This window comes from Buttiauxella sp. 3AFRM03 (assembly GCF_003675305.1).
GTDB lineage: Bacteria > Pseudomonadota > Gammaproteobacteria > Enterobacterales > Enterobacteriaceae > Buttiauxella > Buttiauxella ferragutiae.
The window spans coordinates 3,136,756-3,158,112 of the sequence record NZ_CP033076.1 but is presented as its reverse complement, the minus strand read 5'-3'; the positions used below and the strand labels follow the sequence as shown (position 1 = coordinate 3,158,112).

The window sequence follows — 21,357 nt, the reverse complement described above, 5'->3', positions numbered from 1 at the left end:
ATAGGATCTCCCGATGGTCGCTCCTGAACCCGATAAAACCGGGCTACATATTCTGCTAAAACTTGCCGCACTGGTGGTTATTCTCGCCGGGATTCATGCAGCGGCAGACATCATTGTCCAGCTCTTGCTGGCACTGTTCTTCGCCATCGTCCTAAACCCGCTGGTCACCTGGTTTATTCGCCGTGGCGTAAACCGACCCCTGGCTATTTCGATAGTGGTCTTCGTGATGTTGATTGTACTCACCATGCTGGTCGGGGTGCTGGCCGCGTCAATGAGTGAATTCATCGATATGCTGCCGAAATACAACAAGATGCTGACGCAAAAGGTGTTTGAGCTCGAAAAGATGTTGCCGTTTATGCACCTGCGATTATCGCCCGAGCGCATGTTGCAGCGCATGGATTCCGAGAAAGTGATGTCGTACGCCACAACGCTGATGACCGGGCTTTCCGGCGCGATGGCCAGCATTTTACTGCTGGTGATGACCGTGGTCTTTATGCTGTTCGAGGTGCGCCACGTTCCGTATAAACTGCGCTTCTCTCTGGCCAACCCGAAAATTCATATCGCCAGCCTGCATCGCGCACTCAAAGGTGTGACGCATTATCTGGCACTCAAAACGCTGATTAGCCTATGGACTGGGTTGATTATCTGGCTCGGGCTGGAGTTGATGGGTGTGCAATTTGCGCTGATGTGGGGCGTATTGGGCTTTTTGCTGAATTACATCCCTAATATTGGTTCGGTTATTTCCGCTATCCCGCCAATGATTCAGGCGTTTTTGTTTAACGGCACCTACGAAATGGTTATGGTCGGCTCACTGTTCCTTGCGGTGCATATGGTGTTGGGGAATATTGTCGAGCCGCGCATGATGGGCCGTGGCCTCGGGATGTCGACCTTCGTGGTCTTCCTTTCGTTACTGTTCTGGGGATGGCTGCTCGGCCCGGTGGGCATGCTGCTTTCAGTGCCGCTCACCAGCGTATGTAAAATTTTGATGGAAACCACTCAGGGCGGCAACAAGCTGGCCTTGTTACTGGGTCCTGGCCGTCCCAAAACTCGGTTACCGGGATAGGCTCAAAATTAGCCAGGTGGTAAGTTAACGTTTATTCAGGGTAAAGAAAAAGGAGTGACAGACCCATGCCAATTACGCTTGCCACCATCAAACAACCCGAGATTTACCTCAACGTGCCGAGCGTTGTGTTAAATGACCAGACCCTTCAACAACGCCGCAGCAAAATTTTGCAGGCAATGGCGCGACAGAACCTGGATGCGCTGGTCATCTATGCCGACAAAGAACATGGCGGGAACTTTGAGTATCTGACCGGTTTCATCCCGCGCTTTGAAGAAGGTTTGTTGGTGCTGCATAAAAGCGGTGAAGCGGTGCTGGTACTCGGTAATGAAAACCTTAAGCTCGCCAGGCACTCCAGAGTTCCAGCCCGTGTGGTTCACGCTCCGTGGTTTTCATTGCCCAACCAACCGATGGACACCACGCTTTCACTGAGCGAAGTACTGCAACAGGCCGGGCTTCGCGAGCAACATCGCGTTGGCATCGCTGGATGGAAACTGTTCACCGGAACCCACGATAACAACCCGTCACTGTTTGATATTCCGACATTTATTTTCCAGGCACTTCAGGCCGCACTCACTTCCGAATGTGAGCTGCTCAATGCCACCGGGCTGTTTATTTCACCGCGTGATGGCGCTCGTATCATCAATAACGCCAACGAAATCGCCCACTACGAATACGGCGCAAACCTGGCGTCGAGTGCCGCGCTAACGGCACTGAATGCGGTTGAATTGGGTAAAACTGAAAAGTCGATTGCGGCATTGTTGGCCGCCGACGGACAAGCTAATAACGTTGTGACTATTGCCGCAACTGGCGAGCGTTTTGCCAACGCCAATTTATATCCTGCCGATAAACAGATTCAGGCTGGCGACAAATTCTCGCTCACCGTCAGCTACAAAGGCGGTTTAACCAGCCGCGCGGCATATGTAGTGAACAACGCCAGCGAACTTGCTGAAGAAGTCCGTGATTATCTCGATGTGGTCGCCATCCCTTATTACCACGCGGTGGTCACCTGGCTGGAACATATGCGCGTCGGTGTGAAAGGCCACGAAGTCTATGAACTGATTGAAGGTGTTTTGCCGAAAAATGAATACCACTGGCACCTGAACCCTGGCCATTTAGTTGCCGATGAAGAATGGCTCTGTTCACCGATTTACCCGGCATCGGATATTGCTTTATCCAGCGGAATGTTGCTGCAAATCGACATTATCCCATCGCGCCAGGGTTACGCCGGAGCCAGTATTGAAGACACTATTGCTCTTGCCGATGAACCTTTGCGCTTGCAATTAGCCGCACTGTATCCAGAAGTTTGGCAGCGTATTCAACAGCGTCGCACCTACATTCGCGATGTATTAAATATCAAACTTCACGACGATGTGTTGCCGTTATCCAACACAGTGGGTTATTTACGACCTTACTTGTTAAATAAAGAAATGGCGTTAATTTGCCAATAACACTTTCGCCTGACAATAAAAACCTGATGGATGACGAGTTCACTCTTTATCCATCAGAATAAGATGAATTAAAAAATAATATTATAGCCCTGACAATTGAAGACATTTAAATATGCTTATTTTTAGAATAAAGCAGATAAAACGTTCTATGCTTTAGAAGTAACCATCAGCATTTTAGATCAAACATCATGCATTAAAATATTTTAAAATCAGTTAGTTATATACATTTAACCATAAAAAACATATAAATTTAAACGCTATTTTCTGCAAGGTGACGTTATGCGTAGCGACTCATCAAGAAAGTTTGATGCAATAAAGAATTTCGATTTGAACTTATTAATCGTGTTCGAGATGGTGTATTTACACAAAAGCATGACCAAGGCTGCAACCAAAATGCAGGTTACGCCATCGGCTATCAGCCAATCCTTACAGAAGCTGAGAACTTACTTTGATGATTCATTGTTTATCAGAGAAAATAATCTTCTCAGAGCCACATTGCTTGCCAACGAACTCCATCATCAGATAGAGAAAAAACTCGAACCTTTTATTGATTACGTGGGGCATGTTGTCACTTCTGATACCAAAACCCATTATGTTATTTATTGCTCTAATTATTACTCATGGAACGTCTTCCCATTATTGGTCAATAACATCTATGAAAATAATGAAAACTACAGTATTCAACACGTCAACCAATATGGAGTAGAAGTCACAGATGACGATATTTTATCCAAACAATATGCTGACATTGTGCTGGATATCAATGAAAACCATAATCCAGCCTATGCCAGCGAGGTGGTTTATCACGACTCATTGATTTTTATTTGCAGTAAAAATCATCATCTTGCCAACGGACCAGTGGACTCTGACTCACTACAAAAAGAAAAATACATATCAATATCAAGCAATTCACTGGCAGCCAGAAAAATTAAAAACACCATCGAAATGCAGCACGGGAAATTTTCCTATCAATTTTCCACACCGTCATTAACGACATTATTTTCCGTGGCAGAAAATTCCTCTTTACTGGCTTTAGTACCCTTTAAAGCTTATGAAAAATTCAAATCGACTTATAATCTTTCAGCGGTGGCGTTTAAAGATGAGTTTATTATTCCCGATATCACGCTGTATATGACATACAAGAAAAAGTCGCTGAAAAATAAAGCCTTCTCATCGATTATCAAATCGATCAAAGGCTTATTATAACGGGAAATAAAAGGGTGGATGTCGCAGGCGGATTAACGCTGCGACATCCACGTTCTATCAGAAGCTGTATTTCACCCCCACCATGGCCGAGGCATCGCTGTAACCTTTATCCCCCACCTGGACGCCCACATTGCCCCACAGATTGAGCCGTGAGTTAAGCTGCCCTTCCACACCGGTTTTAATTTCCCCGATATTTCTGGCACCGCTTTGCGTCAGGCTCACGCCATCCATACGCGTACCGAAGCTCTGGGTGTTATGTATCCAGTTCACTTCGACAAACGGCTGGAAGGTACGGCCCTTGCCGTCATCGATTTTATTGTGCCCTTTCAGGTAAGTGCGCACACCCAGACGGGTCTGAACGTTGCCGTCGCCTTCACCACTGACGCGTGTGCCGTTGCTTTCACGGTGGTCATCAGCTTCAACACCCATCCAGATGGCCTGCGCCTGCGGCTGGATAAACCATTCATTCAGCGAACCCTGGCTGCCAGCAAATTCACCCAGTTTATGCGTATAACCCATCTCCAGCGACGCCGTGATACCGCTGGATTTGTAGGACTCACCCTTAATGTCCTGGCCATTCACATCGTTGTTGAACCAGCCGTACTGCGCCCAGCTGTCCACATACGCGCCCTGACGGGTTTCATCATTCTGATACCAGGTGGCATACAGCCCGGCACTGTAACCATCCACCGACCCTTCGGCACGGTATCCGGTCACATTCGAGCGGCTTTTACTGCTGCTGGTTCCGTAACCCGCCATCACCCCGAGGTGCAGGCGTTGCAGGCCATCCGGGCTCCACTGGGCGATATCACCACCCAGTTGCGTGACGTAACGGTTGCTCTGGGTTTCGATTTGCCCGCTGCTGTCTTTCCAGCGGTTTTGCCCGCCAAGCTGGCGCAACCACATGCTCGTTACTTTCTGCTCGCCCGTCAGCGCATCGGTGTACTGCGTTTCACCCAGGCGGTCATGCAGGCTGGTGATAAACATGGTGTTGGCTGCCGCCAGATTAGCGGTGTAAGCCGCCGCTTCCGGACGCACCGTCGGCTGGCCTTTTTTCTCAGGCTCTGGTGATGGTTCGCCTGGCTTCGCAGGCTCTGGCGGTTTCGCCGTGGTATCCAGGCTGGTGAGGAACCAGTCAGCGCCTTTTTTCACCAGGCTATAATCATACGCCCCGGCGACAATACGCCCGGATTTGGTGAACGTCCCGTCAGACTGACCTTTCACTTCCACCACGCGGATCCCTTCCACCGTCTGCGCGCCGCTGCCACCCGCATTGTTGACCTTCATAAAGGTGTTGCCGCTGGTATTGCCATTCACCAGCAGTTTATCGGTGACGGAGTTGTCACCCCCCAGCACGGTGTTCAGCACCAGAGTGCCGCCCTGGCCGTTCCAGTTGTTCGCCGTCAGCGTGCGGCCTGCGGCCATTGGCGTGCTGCCCGGTGCCACATAATTCAGCGTCCCCGCAAGGTTAACGTCATCAACCAGCGAATCCGCCGTCATGTTCCAGGTACTGGCGCTATCGATGTTCACATCCGTCGGATCAATCCAGCCGGTCAGGCTGGCACCGTTGCGCAGCGACAACGCGGTGTTGTCTTTGGCAATGATGTTACTGACCAGTTGCGCACCGCCCTGTGAGCCGTCGAGCGTCAGCTCGCCCTCATCAATCAGGGTGTTGCCCGTCCAGTCGGTTTTACCGGTCATCACCACTTCACCGGCACCGCGTTTAACGACTTCGCCCGTGCCTTTGATGGTGTTATCCATCGTGCCGGTTGCGCCATCCAGCACCAGTTTACCGGCGCTGGTAATCTCGCTGCTGCCCAGACCGTCAACATGATTAAGGCTGACTGTCGCGCCTGTGGCGATAGTCGTTGCCGCCGTCAGCCCGCTATTCGCGCCCTGCACATCAAGCGTGCCGCCATTGACGTTGAGTTTGCCGCCACCCGCCAGTGCGCCTGCTGAGGTGCCACCATTGCTGAGGTCCAGCATGCCGCCATTGAGATTCAGTGTTGAACCCGTTTCACCGTTCAGCGCGCCGAGTGTCTGGGTTTTGCCGTTCAGATCGAACGCACTTACGCTCGCCAGGTTTAACTTGCTGGTCTGGCCCAGCGCGTTATCACTGCCCGCCTGCAACGTTCCCGAATTAACGCTGGTTTCACCGCGGTAATCGTTGGTGATGTTAGTCAGCGACAGCAGGCCGCCACGGGCGTCGATAGCCAGATTACCGCTGCCGGTGATTTTCGCCGACATATCCGCTGAAGCGCCGTTCGCCGCCGTATCCTGCGCCAGCGTCAGCGTCTGGTCAGCCTGCAAATCCAGCTTCGTCAGGCCGTAGTTCACATACAGACCATCGCTCTGCGCGCCGGACGTCAGACGGTAGTCATAGGTCCCTTTCGCGACGGTATTGCCGTTCTGGCTGACGTCAATCTCACGTGCCGCCGTGATTTTCACACCGTTCTGATCCACCAGATCCAGGGCGCCGCCGCTACCGGTGACCGCGCCGGATCTGACCAGTTGCACGCCCGTTTCGCCCTCATCCTGCATCAACAGATTAGTGGCATTCGGCGTGTCCGGCGCGCTGGCGGTCAGCGGCTCCGGCAGTTTCACCATCACGGTGCCGGTGCGGTTGATATCCAGCACACCCGCGGTGATCAGGCTGGTTGCCACACGCTGATCCGGTGCCGTGGCGTTGAACCTCAGGGTGCCGCCATTCAGCGTTAACCCGCCAATCTGCTGATCGCCGTCACCCACCGTGGTCACGTTGCCAGTACCGACCTGTAATGTCGCACGAGTTAATGCTGTGGTGTTGTCGCCTGTCAGATCAAAGGTGTTGTCCGTCAGATTGGCAGTACCGGCAAAATTCGCCCCCACGCCGCTGCCGAAGCTGAACGCATTCCCGTTGTTTGAGGCATTCAGGGTGCCCGTTCCGGTCAGCACGTTGTCGAAGCTGAACGCGCCGGTGGTCTGTGCATTAACGATGCCGCTGACGGCAATGTCCACGCTGCCACTGCCCAGATTGGTGGTGCTGCTGGTTGTGGCACTGTCCACCGCCAGCGTGCCGCTGTCGGTCACATTCCAGTTGCCGGTGTACGCGGAGTTATCCGCCGTGACGGTCGCCTGCGCACCGCTCACGGTGGTGGCTCCGGCACCCGCCAGCTGATTATCAAAGACACTGGCTGTAGCGAGTGCCAGCTCAAGCCCAGCTGCCGCGTCAACATTCACCACGCCCGTTCCTGCACCATCGGCGTCGGTCAGTTTCAGCATTCCAGCAGAAATCGTCGTACCGCCACTGTAAGTGTTGGCGTGAGCGATGGTCAGCATGCCACTGCCGTTTTTAGTGACGTCACCGCTACCGCTAATCGCGTTATCCAGCGTCCAGTCCGTCGCAGTGTCGACATTAAAAGTACCGGCATTGTTGATAGCCGCCGTACCCAGATTCGCCGCTTGCGTGGCGGTCAGACGGGTAGCGGCATCGGTGTTCCAGCTTCCTGACAGGGTGTTAATACCCGCCAGTGTTACATCGGCGGCGTTGCTCAGTTGCACCGCACCCGCGCCGTTGATGACGTTGTCCAGCACGCCGGTGACTGCATCCACCGCCAGCGTACCAGCGGTGGTAATCTCGCTGCTGCCCAGACTGTCGACATGATTGATCTTAACGGTAGCACCACTGGCAATCGCCGTGGTCGCCGTCAAACCGGTGTTTTCACCCTGCACATCAAGCGTGCCGCCGTTAACGTTCAGTTGCCCGGTACCGGTCAGCGACCCGGCTGACGTGCCGCCATTACTGAGGTTCAGCGAACCGTTGTTGATATTCAGCGTTGAACCCGCAAGGCCATTCAGTGCACCGATCGTCTGCGTTTTAGCGTTGAGGTCAAAGGTGGTGGTATCCGCGAGGTTTAACTTGCTGGTATTACCCAGTGCGTTATCGCTGCCCGACTGCAACGTCCCGCTGCTCACACTGGTTTCACCGCTATAGTCGTTGAGGGCGTTGGACAGCGACAGCACATCACTACGGGCATTAATCGCCAGGTTACCGCTGCCGGTGATTTTGGCCGACATATCCGCCGCCACGCCGCTGGCTCCGGTATCCTGCGCCAGTGTCAGCGTCTGGTTTGCCTGGAGATCCAGTTGTTTGAGACCGTAGTTCACATACAGGCCATCGTTCTGCGAACTGGAGGTCAGACGGTAGTCATAGGTCGCCTGCGCCACAGTATTGCCGTTCTGGCTGATGTCGATCTGGCGTGCCGCCGTAATGGCATCGCCATTCTGGTCGGTCAGTTCGATAGCGCCACCGCTGCCCGTGACGGAACTGGCGATGACCAGTTGTACACTGACGTTCTCTTCATCCTGCTTCAGCAGGTTGGTGGTGTTCGGTGTATCCGGCGGTGCCGGGGTGAACGGTGTTGGCAGGTTCAGGCGCACCGTGCCGGTATGGTTGATTTCCAGCGTGCCCGCCGTGATATGGCTGGTTGCCAAAATCTGCTCAGGGGCCGTGGCGTTGAACTGCATTCTGCCGCCATTAATGGTCAGCCCGCCGATCTGCTGGTTGCCATCGCCGACCGTGGTCACGTTGCCAGTACCAACTTCCAGCGTGGCGCGGGTCAGCGCGCTGGTGTTGTCACCTGTCAAATCAAAGGTGTTATGGGTCAGATTCGCGGTACCGGCAAAGTTCGCGCCCACGCCGCTGCCGAAGCTGAACGTATTTCCGTTGTTTGAGGCATTCAGTGTACCGGCTCCGGTCAGTGCGTTGTCGAAGCTGAACGCGCCCGTAGTCTGTGCATTCACAATGCCGCCCGCCGCAATGTCCACCGCACCGCTGCCCAGATTAGGCGTGCTGCTGGTCGCGGAATCAGGCACGGCCAGTGTGCCGCTGCTTGTGACATTCCAGTTACCAGTGTAGGCGGAGTTATTCGCCGTGATGGTCGCCTGCGCGCCGCTGACCGTGGTGGTTCCGGCACCGGCAAGCTGGTTATCGAAGACACTGGCCGTGGCAAGCGCCAGCTCAAGCCCCGCTGCGGTATCGATATTCACCACGCCCGTTCCTGCACCGTCGGTGTGGGTCAGTTTCAGCACTCCACCTGAAATCGTGGTGTTGCCGCTGTACGTATTGGCGTGGGCGATGGTCAGCGTACCGCTACCTTTTTTGGTCACGGCACCAGTACCATTGATCGCGTTATTGAGCGTCCAGTCAGTGGTGGTGTCGACGTTAAAGGTGCCGGCATTGTTAATCGCCGCCGTCCCCAGATTCGCCGCTTGCGTGGCGGTCAGACGCGTACCTGCGTCGGTATTCCAGCTCCCCGACAGCGCGTTAATGCCCGCCAGTGTCACATCGGCGGCATTACTCAGCTGCACCGCGCCCGCGCCGTTGATGGCGTTATCCAGCGAACCGATAGCCGCATCCACCACCAGCGTACCGGCGGCGGTGATCACACTGCTGCCCAGGCTGTCGACATGATTGATCTTAACGGTAGCACCACTGGCAATCGCCGTGGCCGCCGTCAGGCCGGTGTTCGCACCCTGCACATCAAGCGTGCCGCCGTTAACATTCAGTTGACCTGCACCGGTCAACGAACCGGCTGACGTGCCGCCATTACTGAGGTTCAGTGTACCGTTGTTGATATTCAGCGTTGAACCCGCAAGGCCATTCAACGCACCAAGGGTCTGCGTTTTAGCATTCAGATCGAATGTCGTGGTATCTGCGAGGTTTAGTTTGCTGGTGTGACCGAGCGCGTTATCACTGCCTGCCTGCAACGTGCCGGTAGTGACGCTGGTTTCGCCGCTGTAGTCGTTGGTGGCATTCGACAGCGACACCACACCGTTACCGGCATCGATCTGAAGGCTACCGCTGCCGGTGAGTTTGGCGGACATATCAGCAGACGTGCCATTTGCGCCGTTACTTTGCGCCAGCGTCAGCGTCTGGCCTGCCTGCAATGCCAGCTGGCTCAGACGATAGGCGGCGTATAATCCGTCCACGGTGCTGCTGCCTGCGGCGCGGGTTGCCAGCCCGTAAGAATAGCTGCCCACCGCCACGGTGTTACCGCCCTGAACGATGTTAGATGTGCCGGTGGTCAGTACATTGCCGGCCAAATCTTTCAGCACCAGATTGCCTTCAGAGCCTGTCACCGAAGTGGCAGAAATCAGCTGCCGGGTGGTGCCTTCGTCCTGCACCAGCAGGTTGCCGGAAGTACCTGCATCTTGCGTATCCAGCTGAACATTGCCGGTGGTCAGTGCCAGGGCGTTGGTTGCCACGGTGCCAGATGGCAGATTCGAGAATAACATTGTGCCGCCATTGAACGTCAGGTTGCCGATAGCCTGGCTACCTGCGCCGACGGTGGTAACGTTGCCCGCATTCATGTTCAGCGTGGCGCGGGTCAGTGCGGTGGTGTTGTCACCGGACAGCGCAAAGCTGTTGTCCGCCAGATTGACCGTACCGGCAAAGTTAGCACCCACTCCGCTGCCAAAGCTGAGCGCCTGCCCGTTGTTCGAGGCATCCAGCGTGCCGCTGCCGGTCAGCGCGTTGTTAAAGCTAAACGCGCCCGTGGTTTGCGTATTAACAATACCGTCTGTGGCAATGTCTACCGCGCCCGTTCCCAGATTAGTGGTGCTGCTGGTCGCCGTATTAGCAACCGCCAGGGTGCTGCTGCTGGTGACATTCCAGTTGCCGGTGTACGCAGAATTATCCGCAGTGACCGTGGTTTGCGCCCCGTTGACCGTAGTGGTTCCGGCTCCCGCCAGTTGGTTATCAAAGGTACTGGCTGAGGCAAACGCCAGCTCAAGGCCCGAAGCCGCATTGATGTTGACAGTGCCGGTGCCTGCCGCATCAGCGTCAGTCAGCTTCAGCAGACCGCCCGCAATAGTGGTGCCACCGCTGTGAGTATTGGCCGTGGTCAGCAGCAAGGTACCGGCATCCGCTTTGTGCAGCGCACCGGCACCCGAAATCACGCCATTCATGGTCAGCGTGGTGCCAGTGTCAACATCGAACGTCGCCGAACCGGCGTCGATCGTCGCAGTACGGTCAGATGTCATTGTGGTGGTGGTTTCCAGCGAGCCGCCATTGAAGGTTAATGCGCCAGAGGCCGCGCCAAGGCTGGCATCGCTGGATACCTGGATTTTGCCGGCGTTGAACACGGTGCCGCCGCTGTAGGTACTTGTTCCGGCCAGAGCTAATGTCCCGGTACCGGCTTTGTTAAGTGCGCCAGTGCCTTCAATAATACCGTTCAGCGTCAATGTAGTGCCGTCATCAACATTCAGCGTTGCACCCGCAGCATTGAGCATAGTGGTACGTGTCGAGGTCATCGATGCGCTAGTTTCCAGGGTAGCATTATCGATGGTGAGCACCCCATCAGCCGCACCAAGCGCACTATCACTGGCCACACTCACCGTACCTGCGCTGATCTCGGTCCCACCGCTATAAGTATTTGCGCCACTGAGCACCAGTTTACCGGCATCGGTTTTGGTCAGTTTGCCCACACCGCTAATCACACCGCTCAGAGTCAGCGTCTCCCCGGTATCGACATCGAGTGTGCCGCCCTTAGTATCCAGCGTGATGGTGCGTGCGGTGGTGAAGGTGTCGCTGCTTTCCAGCGTACCGCCATTGAACGCCAGTGCGCCCGCAGCTGCCCCCAGGTTGCTGTCACTGGAGACATTCAGCGTGCCGTTGTTCATCGTCGTGCCACCGCTGTAGGTGTTGCTGCCGGTGAGTATCAGCTTACCTTTATCGGTTTTAGTGAGTCGGGTGCTGCCTTGCAGAACCGAGCCAATCGTCGCGGTGTAGTTGGCACCGAGATCGCTATGGTCACCGACGCTTATCGTGGTGCTGTTGGTCCCGGATGCCGTCTGAAGCAGGTCTATCGCCCCGCCCACCAGTGAGTACCCACTAACCGCGAACTGTAAGCCGGTGGTGGAAATCGAGCCGTAAGTGTTGTCCACCGTCACGGTCGCTGGCGTGCCCTGGAAAATAACGAACGACGTTGGAGTATAAGTTGAGTTGATTGAACTGCTGGCGTTACCCCAGGACTGGTTCGCCAGATTGCGGTTCCATACCCCACCACCGCCATCCGCCGCGCCATTGTTGTAGTTGGTCGGGTTGCTGCCGTCCCACACTGCGGTGAGGTTCCCGGTGGTATTGATCAGGTTGATTTGCCCCTGCACTCCGGTTTGCAGTGCAACAGTCGTTGACGGTGGCATGTTGCCCAGCGCCAGACCGTTGTTGGTCAGCGTGCCGTCATAGTTGAAGATACGGTAGATACCCGGATCGAAGGTACCGCCGGTTGGGATAGTCACGTCCAGACGACCGTCGAGCGTCAGATTGCCGCCCACGTTGGTCAGGCTGTTTTGCGCCACACCGTTCACCGAACCGAAGGTATAGCGCAAGATTGACGTGCCATTGAGGGCAAGATTGCCCTTCACGGTTAAAGTGCCGCCAGTGCCACTGGTGCTGCCCGGTGTCAGAATACCGTCATTAGCGATGGTGACATTACCGCCAATAGTGCCGGTGCCGCCCAATACCGCATTGGCGGCGACGGTGGTCGCGCCGGTGGCAGCCGTTTGATCGCCATTCACAATCAGCCCACCCGTCGATACCGTGGTGGCCCCTTTGTAGCTGTTGTTGCCGGTCAGGATGGTGTAACCCGAGCCGTTTTGCTGCAGGCCGCCAGTACCAGAAATGGTATTAGCAAAGGTCACGTTGTCGCTGCGGTTAAAGGCCAGCGTGCCGTTGTTGATGACATTGTCGGTAATGGAACCCGTTGTGCCGCCATTGCCGAGCTGCAAGGTACCGGAATCAATCGTGGTATCACCCGCATTGGTATTCGTGCCGGTCAGTATCGTGGTACCGGTGCCGCTCTGGTGAATCGTGCCACTGCCGGTTATCGCGCCCGCGTAGGTGTATACGTCGCTACGCTTGAACGTTAAGTTGCTGTTATTGAGGATATTGCCGGTAATCGACCCGCTCGCCCCGCCATTACCGAGCTGCAAGGTACCCGCCGTGATAGTGGTGCCGCCAGTGTAAGTATTGGCGCCGGTCAGGGATGTGGTACCCGTGCCGTTTTGTATCACTCCACCGCTACCGAAAATAGCCCCGCCATAGTTAGCGATATCGCTGCGATTAAAGACTACGGTACCACTGTTGCTGATATTTCCGCCCACTGCGCCGGTGGTGCCACCGTTACCGATTTGCAGCGTCACCCCATTCACATAAGTACCGTTAGGGTTGGCATTACCAGCAATGATAATGGTGCCGCTTCCCGAACCTGAATTGTTATATGTGAGAGCACCGCCACCCGAGATTGACCCGCTCAACGTCAGCGTCGCACCATTGATGGTCTGGATGGTTCCCCCGGTGTTGGTTGTGCTGATGCTTCGCGCGATACTTAGGCTGTTCAGCGCTTGCAGGACAGCGCCGTTATCCATTTGCAGACCACCAGACACAGCCCCCATGCTGGCATCACTCGTCACACCGAGTATCGCGCCATTGATGTAGGTACCACCGGTATAAGTACTGTTCCCCGTCATAAGAACGCGACCTTGCCTGACCCCCAACAAACCGCCACCGGAAATGTTTCCAGCCAGCGTTAATGGATTTGCCGAGCTGGCACTCCCAAAACTCCCCTGAGAACCAGCGTCGATAATCACGTCGCGTGCTAGCGTGGTCGCCCCATTGGCGATAAGCCATGCAGTGGCGGTATTTCCGGTAAAACGTAGACGGCTTGATGTAGCACCGAGGTTGGCGTCACTGCTCACATATAAACGGTTATTACCGGACATCAGCGTGTCACCGGCATAAGTATTCGTTCCGCTCAAGGTGAGTGAGCCGATGCGCTGTTCCACCGAACCGCTGCCAGAAATCACGCCGGCATAGGTATATGTCGCATTACGACTAAAAAGCAGTTTGCTATTGTTGACGATATTGCCAGTGGCCGAGCCCGCAGCGCCGTTATTACCTAACTGCAATGTGCCGGCGTTGATCGTCGTGCCGCCGCTGTAGGTATTGTTATTCGTCAGGATGGTGGTGCCGGTGCCGCTTTGTGCCACAGAACCGGTGCCAGAGATAACCCCACCATAGGTCACGGCGTCACTACGTTTGAATACCAATCCGCCAGGGGTGGTGACTGTCACCGCACCGGTACCCAGCGTACCGGTGGTGCCGCCATTACCAACCTGCAAGGTGCCGGATGAAATTGTGGTGGTGCCACTGTAACTATTGGCACCGGTCAGAATTGTGGTGCCTGAACCAATTTGATTGACGATACCGGTACTGGAAATCACGCCGCCGAATGTGGCGGTATCGCTGCGATTAAACACCAGCGCGCTGTTGTTGAGCACATCGCCAATAATCGATCCAGAAGTGCCGCCATTACCGAGCTGCAAGGTGCCTGCGCTAACGGTTGTGCCGCCAGTGTAGGTATTGGCACCGGTGAGGATCAGCGTACCGCGGTCGGTTTTGGTTACTGCCGTACTGCCCTGTAGCACTGAACCGACGGTAGCAACATAGTTACTTCCTGCGGTGGTCCCATCACCCACACGGATGGTGGTTTGCCCTGAACCTGGCGTAGTTTCGGACAGGTTGATGGCATCGCCAGCGACGGTATAACCGTTGGTGGCAAACTGCATCCCTTCGGAGGTCACCGCGCCAAGACTGTCATCCACCGTGACGGTACTAGGTGTGCCCATGAATGCGGCGTAACCCTGGCTGTAAACCCCATTCGTCGTCCCCGCAGCATTAGACCAGTTACTGTTGGCCCCCGCTCCGCTGTTCCAGATCCCGGTGCCGCCATTCACGGCACCATTGTTCTGGGCGACATCCCAGTAACGCATATTACCCAACGAGTTGACCAGGTTAACCTGGCCGTTAACCGAGGTCTGCAACTCAGAATTCGAGCCCGCAGGCATTGACCCAATTGCCAGGCCGTTGTCGGTCAGTGTCCCGGTATAACTGATGATGCGGTAAACACCGGCCCCAAAAGTCCCACCGGCGGTAGTGTTGACGTTCAGCGTGCCGTCCAGCGTCAAGTTGCCACCGACCACGGTCTGGTCGTTATATTGCCCGCCGACGACATCAGACTGCCCGAGGTTATAGTTCAGAATCGAACCGCCAGAAAGCAGCAAGTTACGGCGAATCGTCAGCGTACCCGCCGCGCTATCTGAGGCTCCCGGTGCCAGAATGCCGCCGTTGGCAATCGTCACATCGCCGCCAATGGTGCCTGCGCCGCCCAGGGTCGCTCCGGATTCGACGGTGGTCGCCCCGGTAGCATTGGTCTGGTTACCGTTGATATATAACGAACCCGCCGCAACGCGTGTCGTGCCGGTGTAGGTGCTGTTACCGGAAAGCGTAGTGCTGCCGCTGCCATTTTGAGTGAGCGTACCGGTCCCCGAAATCGCCCCCGCGTAGCTGTAAGCATCTGACCGGTTAAACACCAGCGAACTGCTGTTGACGACGTTCCCCGTCCCCAACGAGCCTGATGCCCCACCATTGCCGACCTGCAATGTCCCCTCGGCAATGTTAAAACCAGAAGTCGAGGAGCTGGTCCCCGCCAGCACCAATGTCCCGGTATTAGTTTTGCGTAAAGCGGAGTTGCTGCCATAAATGTCGTTATTAACGGTCAATGTCATATTAGGTGCGACATCGACAGTCACACCACCAGTGTTGAGCCCAATCCTGTTAATCGCATAACTGCCTGTCACCACCAGCGTACCGTTGCCGATATTGACATCTTTTCCGCTACCCAAAGCTGCAGCATTGGATACTATCGCTTTAACGCCGCCTTGCAGATAAGTGGTGTTGGTGTAAGTGTTGGTACCATTGAGGTAGACCGTGCCGCCAGGGCTACCCGCACTGGTGAGCAGAAGCCAGCCACCGCCAGAAATTGTCCCGTTTAGCGTCAGCGACGTTCCGTTGAAGGTTTCGAAGGTACCATTATTGCTTAACACCACATTGCGCGATGTGGTGAAGTCGCTGAGCAAACGCAACGTGCCGCCATTGATGAAATTCACACTACCGGTAGCCGCACCGAGGTTGGCATCATTTGACACCGACAGGTAACCACCCCAGATATTAGTGCCGCCGGTATAAGTGTTAGCCCCGGTCAGAATCACGTTACCGGCATAAACGCCAAGCGCGCCAGCACCCGACACGACACCGTTCAGAGTCAACGGTGCATTGGCATTCGCACTACCGAGATAACTGTTAAACCCGCTGTCGATAACGACATTACGCGCGGTAGTGAACGAAGAGTTAGCAAGAAAGTTGCCACCTCCGGTGAAATGGATCTGGCTTGACGATGCGCCAAGATTGTTATCGCTATCAACTTGCAGCGTGCCACTTTTTATCTGTGTTTCACCGGTATAAGTATTGATGCCCGAAAGTATGGTGGTACCACCATTTTGCTGCACCGCACCGCTGCCGGAGATCACCCCCGCCTGGGTGTAAGTATTGTTATGGCTAAAGCTAAGTAAACCGTTGTTGGTGATATTGCCGGTAATTGAACCCGTTGCACCGCCGCCACCAATTTGCAGCGTACCTGCATTAATGGTGGTGCCACCACTATAGGTATTTGCGCCCGTGAGTATGGTGGTGCCGCTGCCGCTCTGCACCAGTTGCCCGGTACCGCTAATCGCCCCCGCATAGGTGTAGCTATTGCTGCGGTTGAAAGTCAGAGTGCCATTATTGGTGACCACACTGCTGCCCAGCACGCCCGTCGTGCCACCGTTGCCAATTTGCAGGGTGCCAGACGAAACGGTTGTTGTGCCGGTGTTAGTGTTCGCGCCGGTGAGGATCAACGTGCCAGCGCCATTTAAGGTGAGTGCACCAGTACCGCTCATCACGCCGCCAACGGTCGCCGTTGCACCCGATGCCACATTGATAATACCGCCGCCCTGAGCAAGCGCGACATTACGGGTACTAATGAAAGGCCCGCCGGTGATAGCCAGCGTGCCAAGAGATGACAAATTACCCAGAGTCAGTAAACCCGCCGCCGCCCCCAAACTACTATCCGAGGAGACTCGCAGAGTACTGTTATTGGTAATGGTGGTGCCGCCGCTATAAGTGTTAGTGCCGCCGAGCACCAGAATACCGCCGCCATTAATATCCACACGGCCAGTACCCGCGATAATAGAATTCACCGTGGCGGTGTTGCCGCTGCCGACATTAATCCCCATGGTGCCTGAAGCCGTATTCAGCGTCCCACCATTAATAATGTAACCATTGACGTTGAATAACAGATCCTGAACGGTTATCGGGTTAGTCACAGTGATGGTGCCCGCCGTGCCGCCAAACAAGGCGCTGTCCCCGGCCAGGTTGTTCCATGGCAGCATCACCGTGCCGTTGAACCATTCGCTATCGATCACATTCCAGGTTCCGCTTCCCCCGGAGCCTTGCCCGGTTGGGGACCATGTCACCGTTGAAGCATGCACCGTTCCGGACAATGCAAATATCGCCAGCACTACAACACCTGGGCCCGTTTTACTGCGAGAGCTTTTGCTGCGGCCTTTGGTCAACTCAGAGACGGCCATCCAGCATTGCTTTGCCACGCTCCATATAATGCGATAAACAGTGTTCATGATTTAATTCACTTTTCGAGTATTTATATTTGTCCGCAGGTCGCGTACTGAAATTAAAGATATTCGTCAGAAGAAGCCGAGGGATGGGAGTGTTAGCTTGGTTTTTTGATCGCGCGTGCACACAATGCTGACACCGCTTATAACTTCTATTTTATATACCAATTTGATGTTTTTATTTTACCAAACGGTAATAACAAAAAAAATAGCTTTCGCATTACGCAAATGCAAACGAGGTGAGTAATATTTTTTGCCAAACTAGCTACATCGCCAAAAGTACTGAACTTAACGCAAACTATTATTTCGCCATACAAAATGGCACTAAATACATAATAAGATAATAAATTAACACCACGCGAAGGTAAGATTTTATTGTATGAACAAAACACACAACCCGTTGATATAATTCACAAACATAGAATCTGCAACAAACCATGCTATGAGTTTAACTTTTTTCTTATCTTATTATCCAAGTCAGATAAATCCTACTAAAATGCCTACGTAAGAAGATATGATAGAATCATTTGTCGGCAATTTTATTTCAACGCCGTGATGTATTGCGATAACGTTACTGTTGCCTTAGACTCTAAAAAATCCAATCTTGTGAATTAACTCATTGAACACTCACGCCTCCGGGAGTATTACAGAGTGGCAGACAAGTATCTGAAAGAGAAGATAGAGATGAAATGGAATAAAAGTTTGCTGGTTAAGTTACCTCTTTGTATTGCGTTGTTGAGTATTGCTGGCTGCGATCAAATGGGTTTGAGCCAACAAAAAATTGCCTATGTGAATATGGCTAAAATTCTGGAAACGTCTCCAATAGGTAAGCAAGAACAAGAATGGGGCGAGAAAGTTAAAGATGTACTGGTTAAAGCCAGTACAGATGCCCAGGCAACCTACGCGAACATTCCTGCGGATCAACAACAGAAAGCCCGCGAAGCTGATGCTATGACCTTAAACCGCCAGTGGGATATCGAGCGCAGCAGTGCGCGGGTTAAAAGCGTGAAAGCCATTGTCGCAGTAGTTGAAACCTACCGTACTGGTAACAAAATCGACCTGGTTCTCGACAGTAGCCAGGTTGTGGCCTCTAATCCGGCTAACGACATCAGTCAGCAGATCATTACCCAACTTGCCAACACCAGGGTAGATTACGGCAAATTGCCGGAAGTTGTCGTCAATAAACAGATGGGCAAAACTGAGATTGAACCAAAAAGTATGGAGCCAAAATAAGCCCATAACATACAGCCGCCAGTGAATCGAATAACACTGGCGGCTGTTTAATTATTCATAATTAATAGATAGAAAATCACAACATTAGTTTTCAGTCACTTTTATTAAAAGTCACCGCATCTTTATTAGATGTCACTGGCTCCATAGTACAATCCGATTGGGGTTTCGAATTGACATTGGTCTTATCGCTATTGAATGAAGAAATATAGAGTTCGCTCTCATGCACCAGCTCTCTTCTTAGCAGAATGCACAATACCAATATCAGTGTCATGGCCGCAGGCAGTACATAAGTCATGAGCACTTTATACTTCTTCTTTATGGTCTGGATATCCTCCGCATCAATATCCATTGTTGAAATCGTGTTTAACAGTTCTTTATTCTGCTCGACCTGAATTTGATTTTTCGGCTGCGTGCTACTGTCTGTCGCTTGCGTCTGAGTATCTGTTTTCACAATATCAATACTCGACGACAAACATAACCCTTTACGAGGTACGGTTATTATGAGTTTTGGCTCGTACTTAATTTCAGAAAAGGAACGGCGCAGGTTCAGAATGCACTGATAAAAAGTGTTATAAGAAACATCGTTATGCGTATCTGGCCATGCAAATAAAAGGAATTCACTCTGGCTAATGACTCTGGATGGATTTTCCAACATAAGAATCAAACAGCGCGTACAGGTAGCATGCATCTTTTTCTTCTTATGTGTAAGAAGGTTATAGATACTTTTATCTTCCGGGTCAAAAACCACCATACCATCTATAATATACTTATCGCCAGGATTGGACATCCTTTAACCTCGTACTGTCAATTGGCACCTGCCAACTCGTATAAAGATTAACCAAAGCAAATTAACTTTTGCTTATAAAGCCATTAAATTTCATTTAACCAACGAGGATTAAATTTATCATGTAAGGATTTTTACTTTTTATATCAATGCACTAGCCATCATAACAAATGAATCACAATTTATACAAACACTTATTATGCTATTCGTTGATATACTACTTATGAGTTATTGTGATAAGAGGATTCCAAAAAAAATGCTCCATAAGATGATAATTAATATCATCAAAGCATTATAAATTTTCTAAACCACGAAGGAACTCCAGCCAACAGCGATAGAAAGTAGTCTTGCGCGATCTGATATAAATAAGTGATTTCAATAAGGGACAAATCCCGGGGAAAGCAGTGCTGGAAAAATGGAGTATTCATCACAATTCACAATAAAATAAGATACATAAGAACTACACAAACAGAAACACTTACCAAAATACAGCGTAAGACAATGATCTAAAAGACATTTATTTCACACCTTACTCTGACGGCAGAAAAACTAAATCCTATTAACCTTTCTGCACTTTATGTTAAAAACAGACCATTTAGCGTAGAGTAAAGCTTGTACGGGATTAATATTTAATATGAATTGTTTTTAGATTTATTAACAGGAATGTTTTATGTCAGATTTGAACCCGCCAAAAGATAAAATATTCACCATAGACAATATAGTGATATTTGATCCTCATGCCCGGAGCTTATTCAACCAGCAGACAAATACCAGCAATACCCTGCATGCAACATGTACTCGCTGCCTTGTCCATTTACTGGAGCAACGTGGAAACATCGTTAGCTATGATGATTTGCTGTCTGTTATCTGGCCTGAAAACCATAAAAACATCTCATACAATACTTTTTACCAGTGTATCCTTAACTTAAGAAAAGCCTTTGTACACATTGGCTATAGCAATAAATTTATTATCACAGTACCTAAAAAAGGGCTGTGCATTGCATCAGAAACTGATGTGCAAAAGACAGAACGCAGCCTCTACGATTCAACACCCGTCGTCGCTACGGCTCTTCATGACGAGGAGCAAAGCAATGAGTCTGATGAGGAGCATGACGACGAGTTGTGTGAAATCCTGGTAGAAGGAAAGAATAAGAAAACAATCGCGGCAGTCCACAACACCGACAAAAAAAATAAAATTATCTGTGCTGTCTTAGCCATATTCTTTGTAAGCTCATTAGCCTACCTGTACTCTTTATTGAATGATGATTATTTCAGCGATTATACCGAATATACGTTGATAGATAACAAATGCAGCATCTACATCGACCCAGATACCTTCGATAAAGACAGAATTGATAGCATCCTCAAATCTGAAAATGCGATATGTAAGAGTAAGAGTATTATTTATCTCACTGCGCCAACAAACATAAGCCGGGTATCTGCTTTAGTTTGCAACAAAAAATTCAGTTATTTCTCTGAAGCCAGTTGTGTGTCGTACTATTATCCAATTTACCCACAGGTGCGAAAATGAAAAAAATCATCGCCGCAATGTCATTTGCTTACATCATAATTGCTTCAACGTTACTTGTTATGATTTACAACAAAAACCAAAAGACATCCAACTTCACCTGTGCGACTGATATTGTATTGACAAACAAGGATCGTGTTTTTTCTGGTCTTATTGATTTTAACGTCTCTCCGACTAGCGGTCTGGTAAATATTAATGGTTATTTTACTGCGCCAGATAAGAAAGAATACATGGTCAATCGTAGTATTATCTTCCAGGCCAGTCTGCAAGGTAATGCCCCAGTCTGGATGTCGAAAGAGATCTCGCTGGCCGTCGCAGATACGGCCCCGATAGAGCAACTGCGTGGGCTCGTTCCTCTGGTTTTTCTTGAGCCATCGAGGATAGGCAACGTCGAAATCAAGAGACTGAACAAATCAGCTTACCTGCTGACAAAAGAAAACCTGCCTTATGCTTATTGTAAGTTTTAACTGCTAAATTTTAGGCCATGCTCCGCGAGTAACATCACTACTTTCCTCGCGGATCATGGCCTTAGATATATTTTAAAAGC

The 21,357-nt window shown here is 51.9% G+C and carries 8 protein-coding genes; 6 read left to right on the top strand and 2 right to left on the bottom strand.

Annotation, left to right across the window (positions count from 1 at the left end; genetic code table 11):
• Positions 1 to 13: 13 nt before the first annotated feature.
• The 3 genes from D8682_RS16115 (at position 14) to D8682_RS16105 (ending at position 3,717) form a co-directional block, all read left to right on the top strand.
• Complete coding sequence (locus D8682_RS16115; protein WP_064542292.1) at positions 14 to 1,063, top strand: AI-2E family transporter; 1,050 nt, start codon at positions 14 to 16, stop codon at positions 1,061 to 1,063.
• A gap of 65 nt (positions 1,064 to 1,128) precedes the next feature.
• Positions 1,129 to 2,511 carry a M24 family metallopeptidase gene (locus D8682_RS16110; protein WP_121814687.1) on the top strand — a complete coding sequence of 461 codons (1,383 nt, stop codon included), beginning with the start codon at positions 1,129 to 1,131 and terminating at the stop codon, positions 2,509 to 2,511.
• Positions 2,512 to 2,790: 279 nt separating this feature from the next.
• Positions 2,791 to 3,717 carry a LysR family transcriptional regulator gene (locus tag D8682_RS16105; protein ID WP_064542287.1) on the top strand — a complete coding sequence of 309 codons (927 nt, stop codon included), beginning with the start codon at positions 2,791 to 2,793 and terminating at the stop codon, positions 3,715 to 3,717.
• A 57-nt stretch (positions 3,718 to 3,774) separates the two neighbouring features.
• On the opposite strand, the gene D8682_RS16100 is transcribed toward D8682_RS16105, so the two are convergent.
• Complete coding sequence (locus D8682_RS16100) at positions 3,775 to 17,271, bottom strand: autotransporter outer membrane beta-barrel domain-containing protein (RefSeq protein WP_121814686.1); 13,497 nt, start codon at positions 17,269 to 17,271, stop codon at positions 3,775 to 3,777.
• 678 nt (positions 17,272 to 17,949) lie between these two features.
• On the opposite strand from D8682_RS16100, the gene D8682_RS16095 reads away from it, so the two are divergent.
• Positions 17,950 to 18,498: an OmpH family outer membrane protein gene (locus D8682_RS16095; protein ID WP_121814685.1), complete on the top strand. Its 549-nt coding sequence runs from the start codon at positions 17,950 to 17,952 to the stop codon at positions 18,496 to 18,498.
• A gap of 91 nt (positions 18,499 to 18,589) precedes the next feature.
• On the opposite strand, the gene D8682_RS16090 is transcribed toward D8682_RS16095, so the two are convergent.
• Positions 18,590 to 19,285 (bottom strand): winged helix-turn-helix domain-containing protein, encoded by a 696-nt coding sequence (locus tag D8682_RS16090; RefSeq protein ID WP_064542280.1) that lies wholly within the window; start codon positions 19,283 to 19,285, stop codon positions 18,590 to 18,592.
• A gap of 667 nt (positions 19,286 to 19,952) precedes the next feature.
• Here D8682_RS16090 and D8682_RS16085 point away from each other — a divergent pair.
• Together D8682_RS16085 and D8682_RS16080 are read left to right on the top strand one after the other, a co-directional pair.
• Positions 19,953 to 20,813 carry a winged helix-turn-helix domain-containing protein gene (locus D8682_RS16085; protein WP_064542277.1) on the top strand — a complete coding sequence of 287 codons (861 nt, stop codon included), beginning with the start codon at positions 19,953 to 19,955 and terminating at the stop codon, positions 20,811 to 20,813.
• Complete coding sequence (locus D8682_RS16080) at positions 20,810 to 21,277, top strand: hypothetical protein (protein WP_064542274.1); 468 nt, start codon at positions 20,810 to 20,812, stop codon at positions 21,275 to 21,277. The genes D8682_RS16085 and D8682_RS16080 overlap by 4 nt, the downstream gene beginning before the upstream one ends.
• Positions 21,278 to 21,357: the final 80 nt, after the last annotated feature.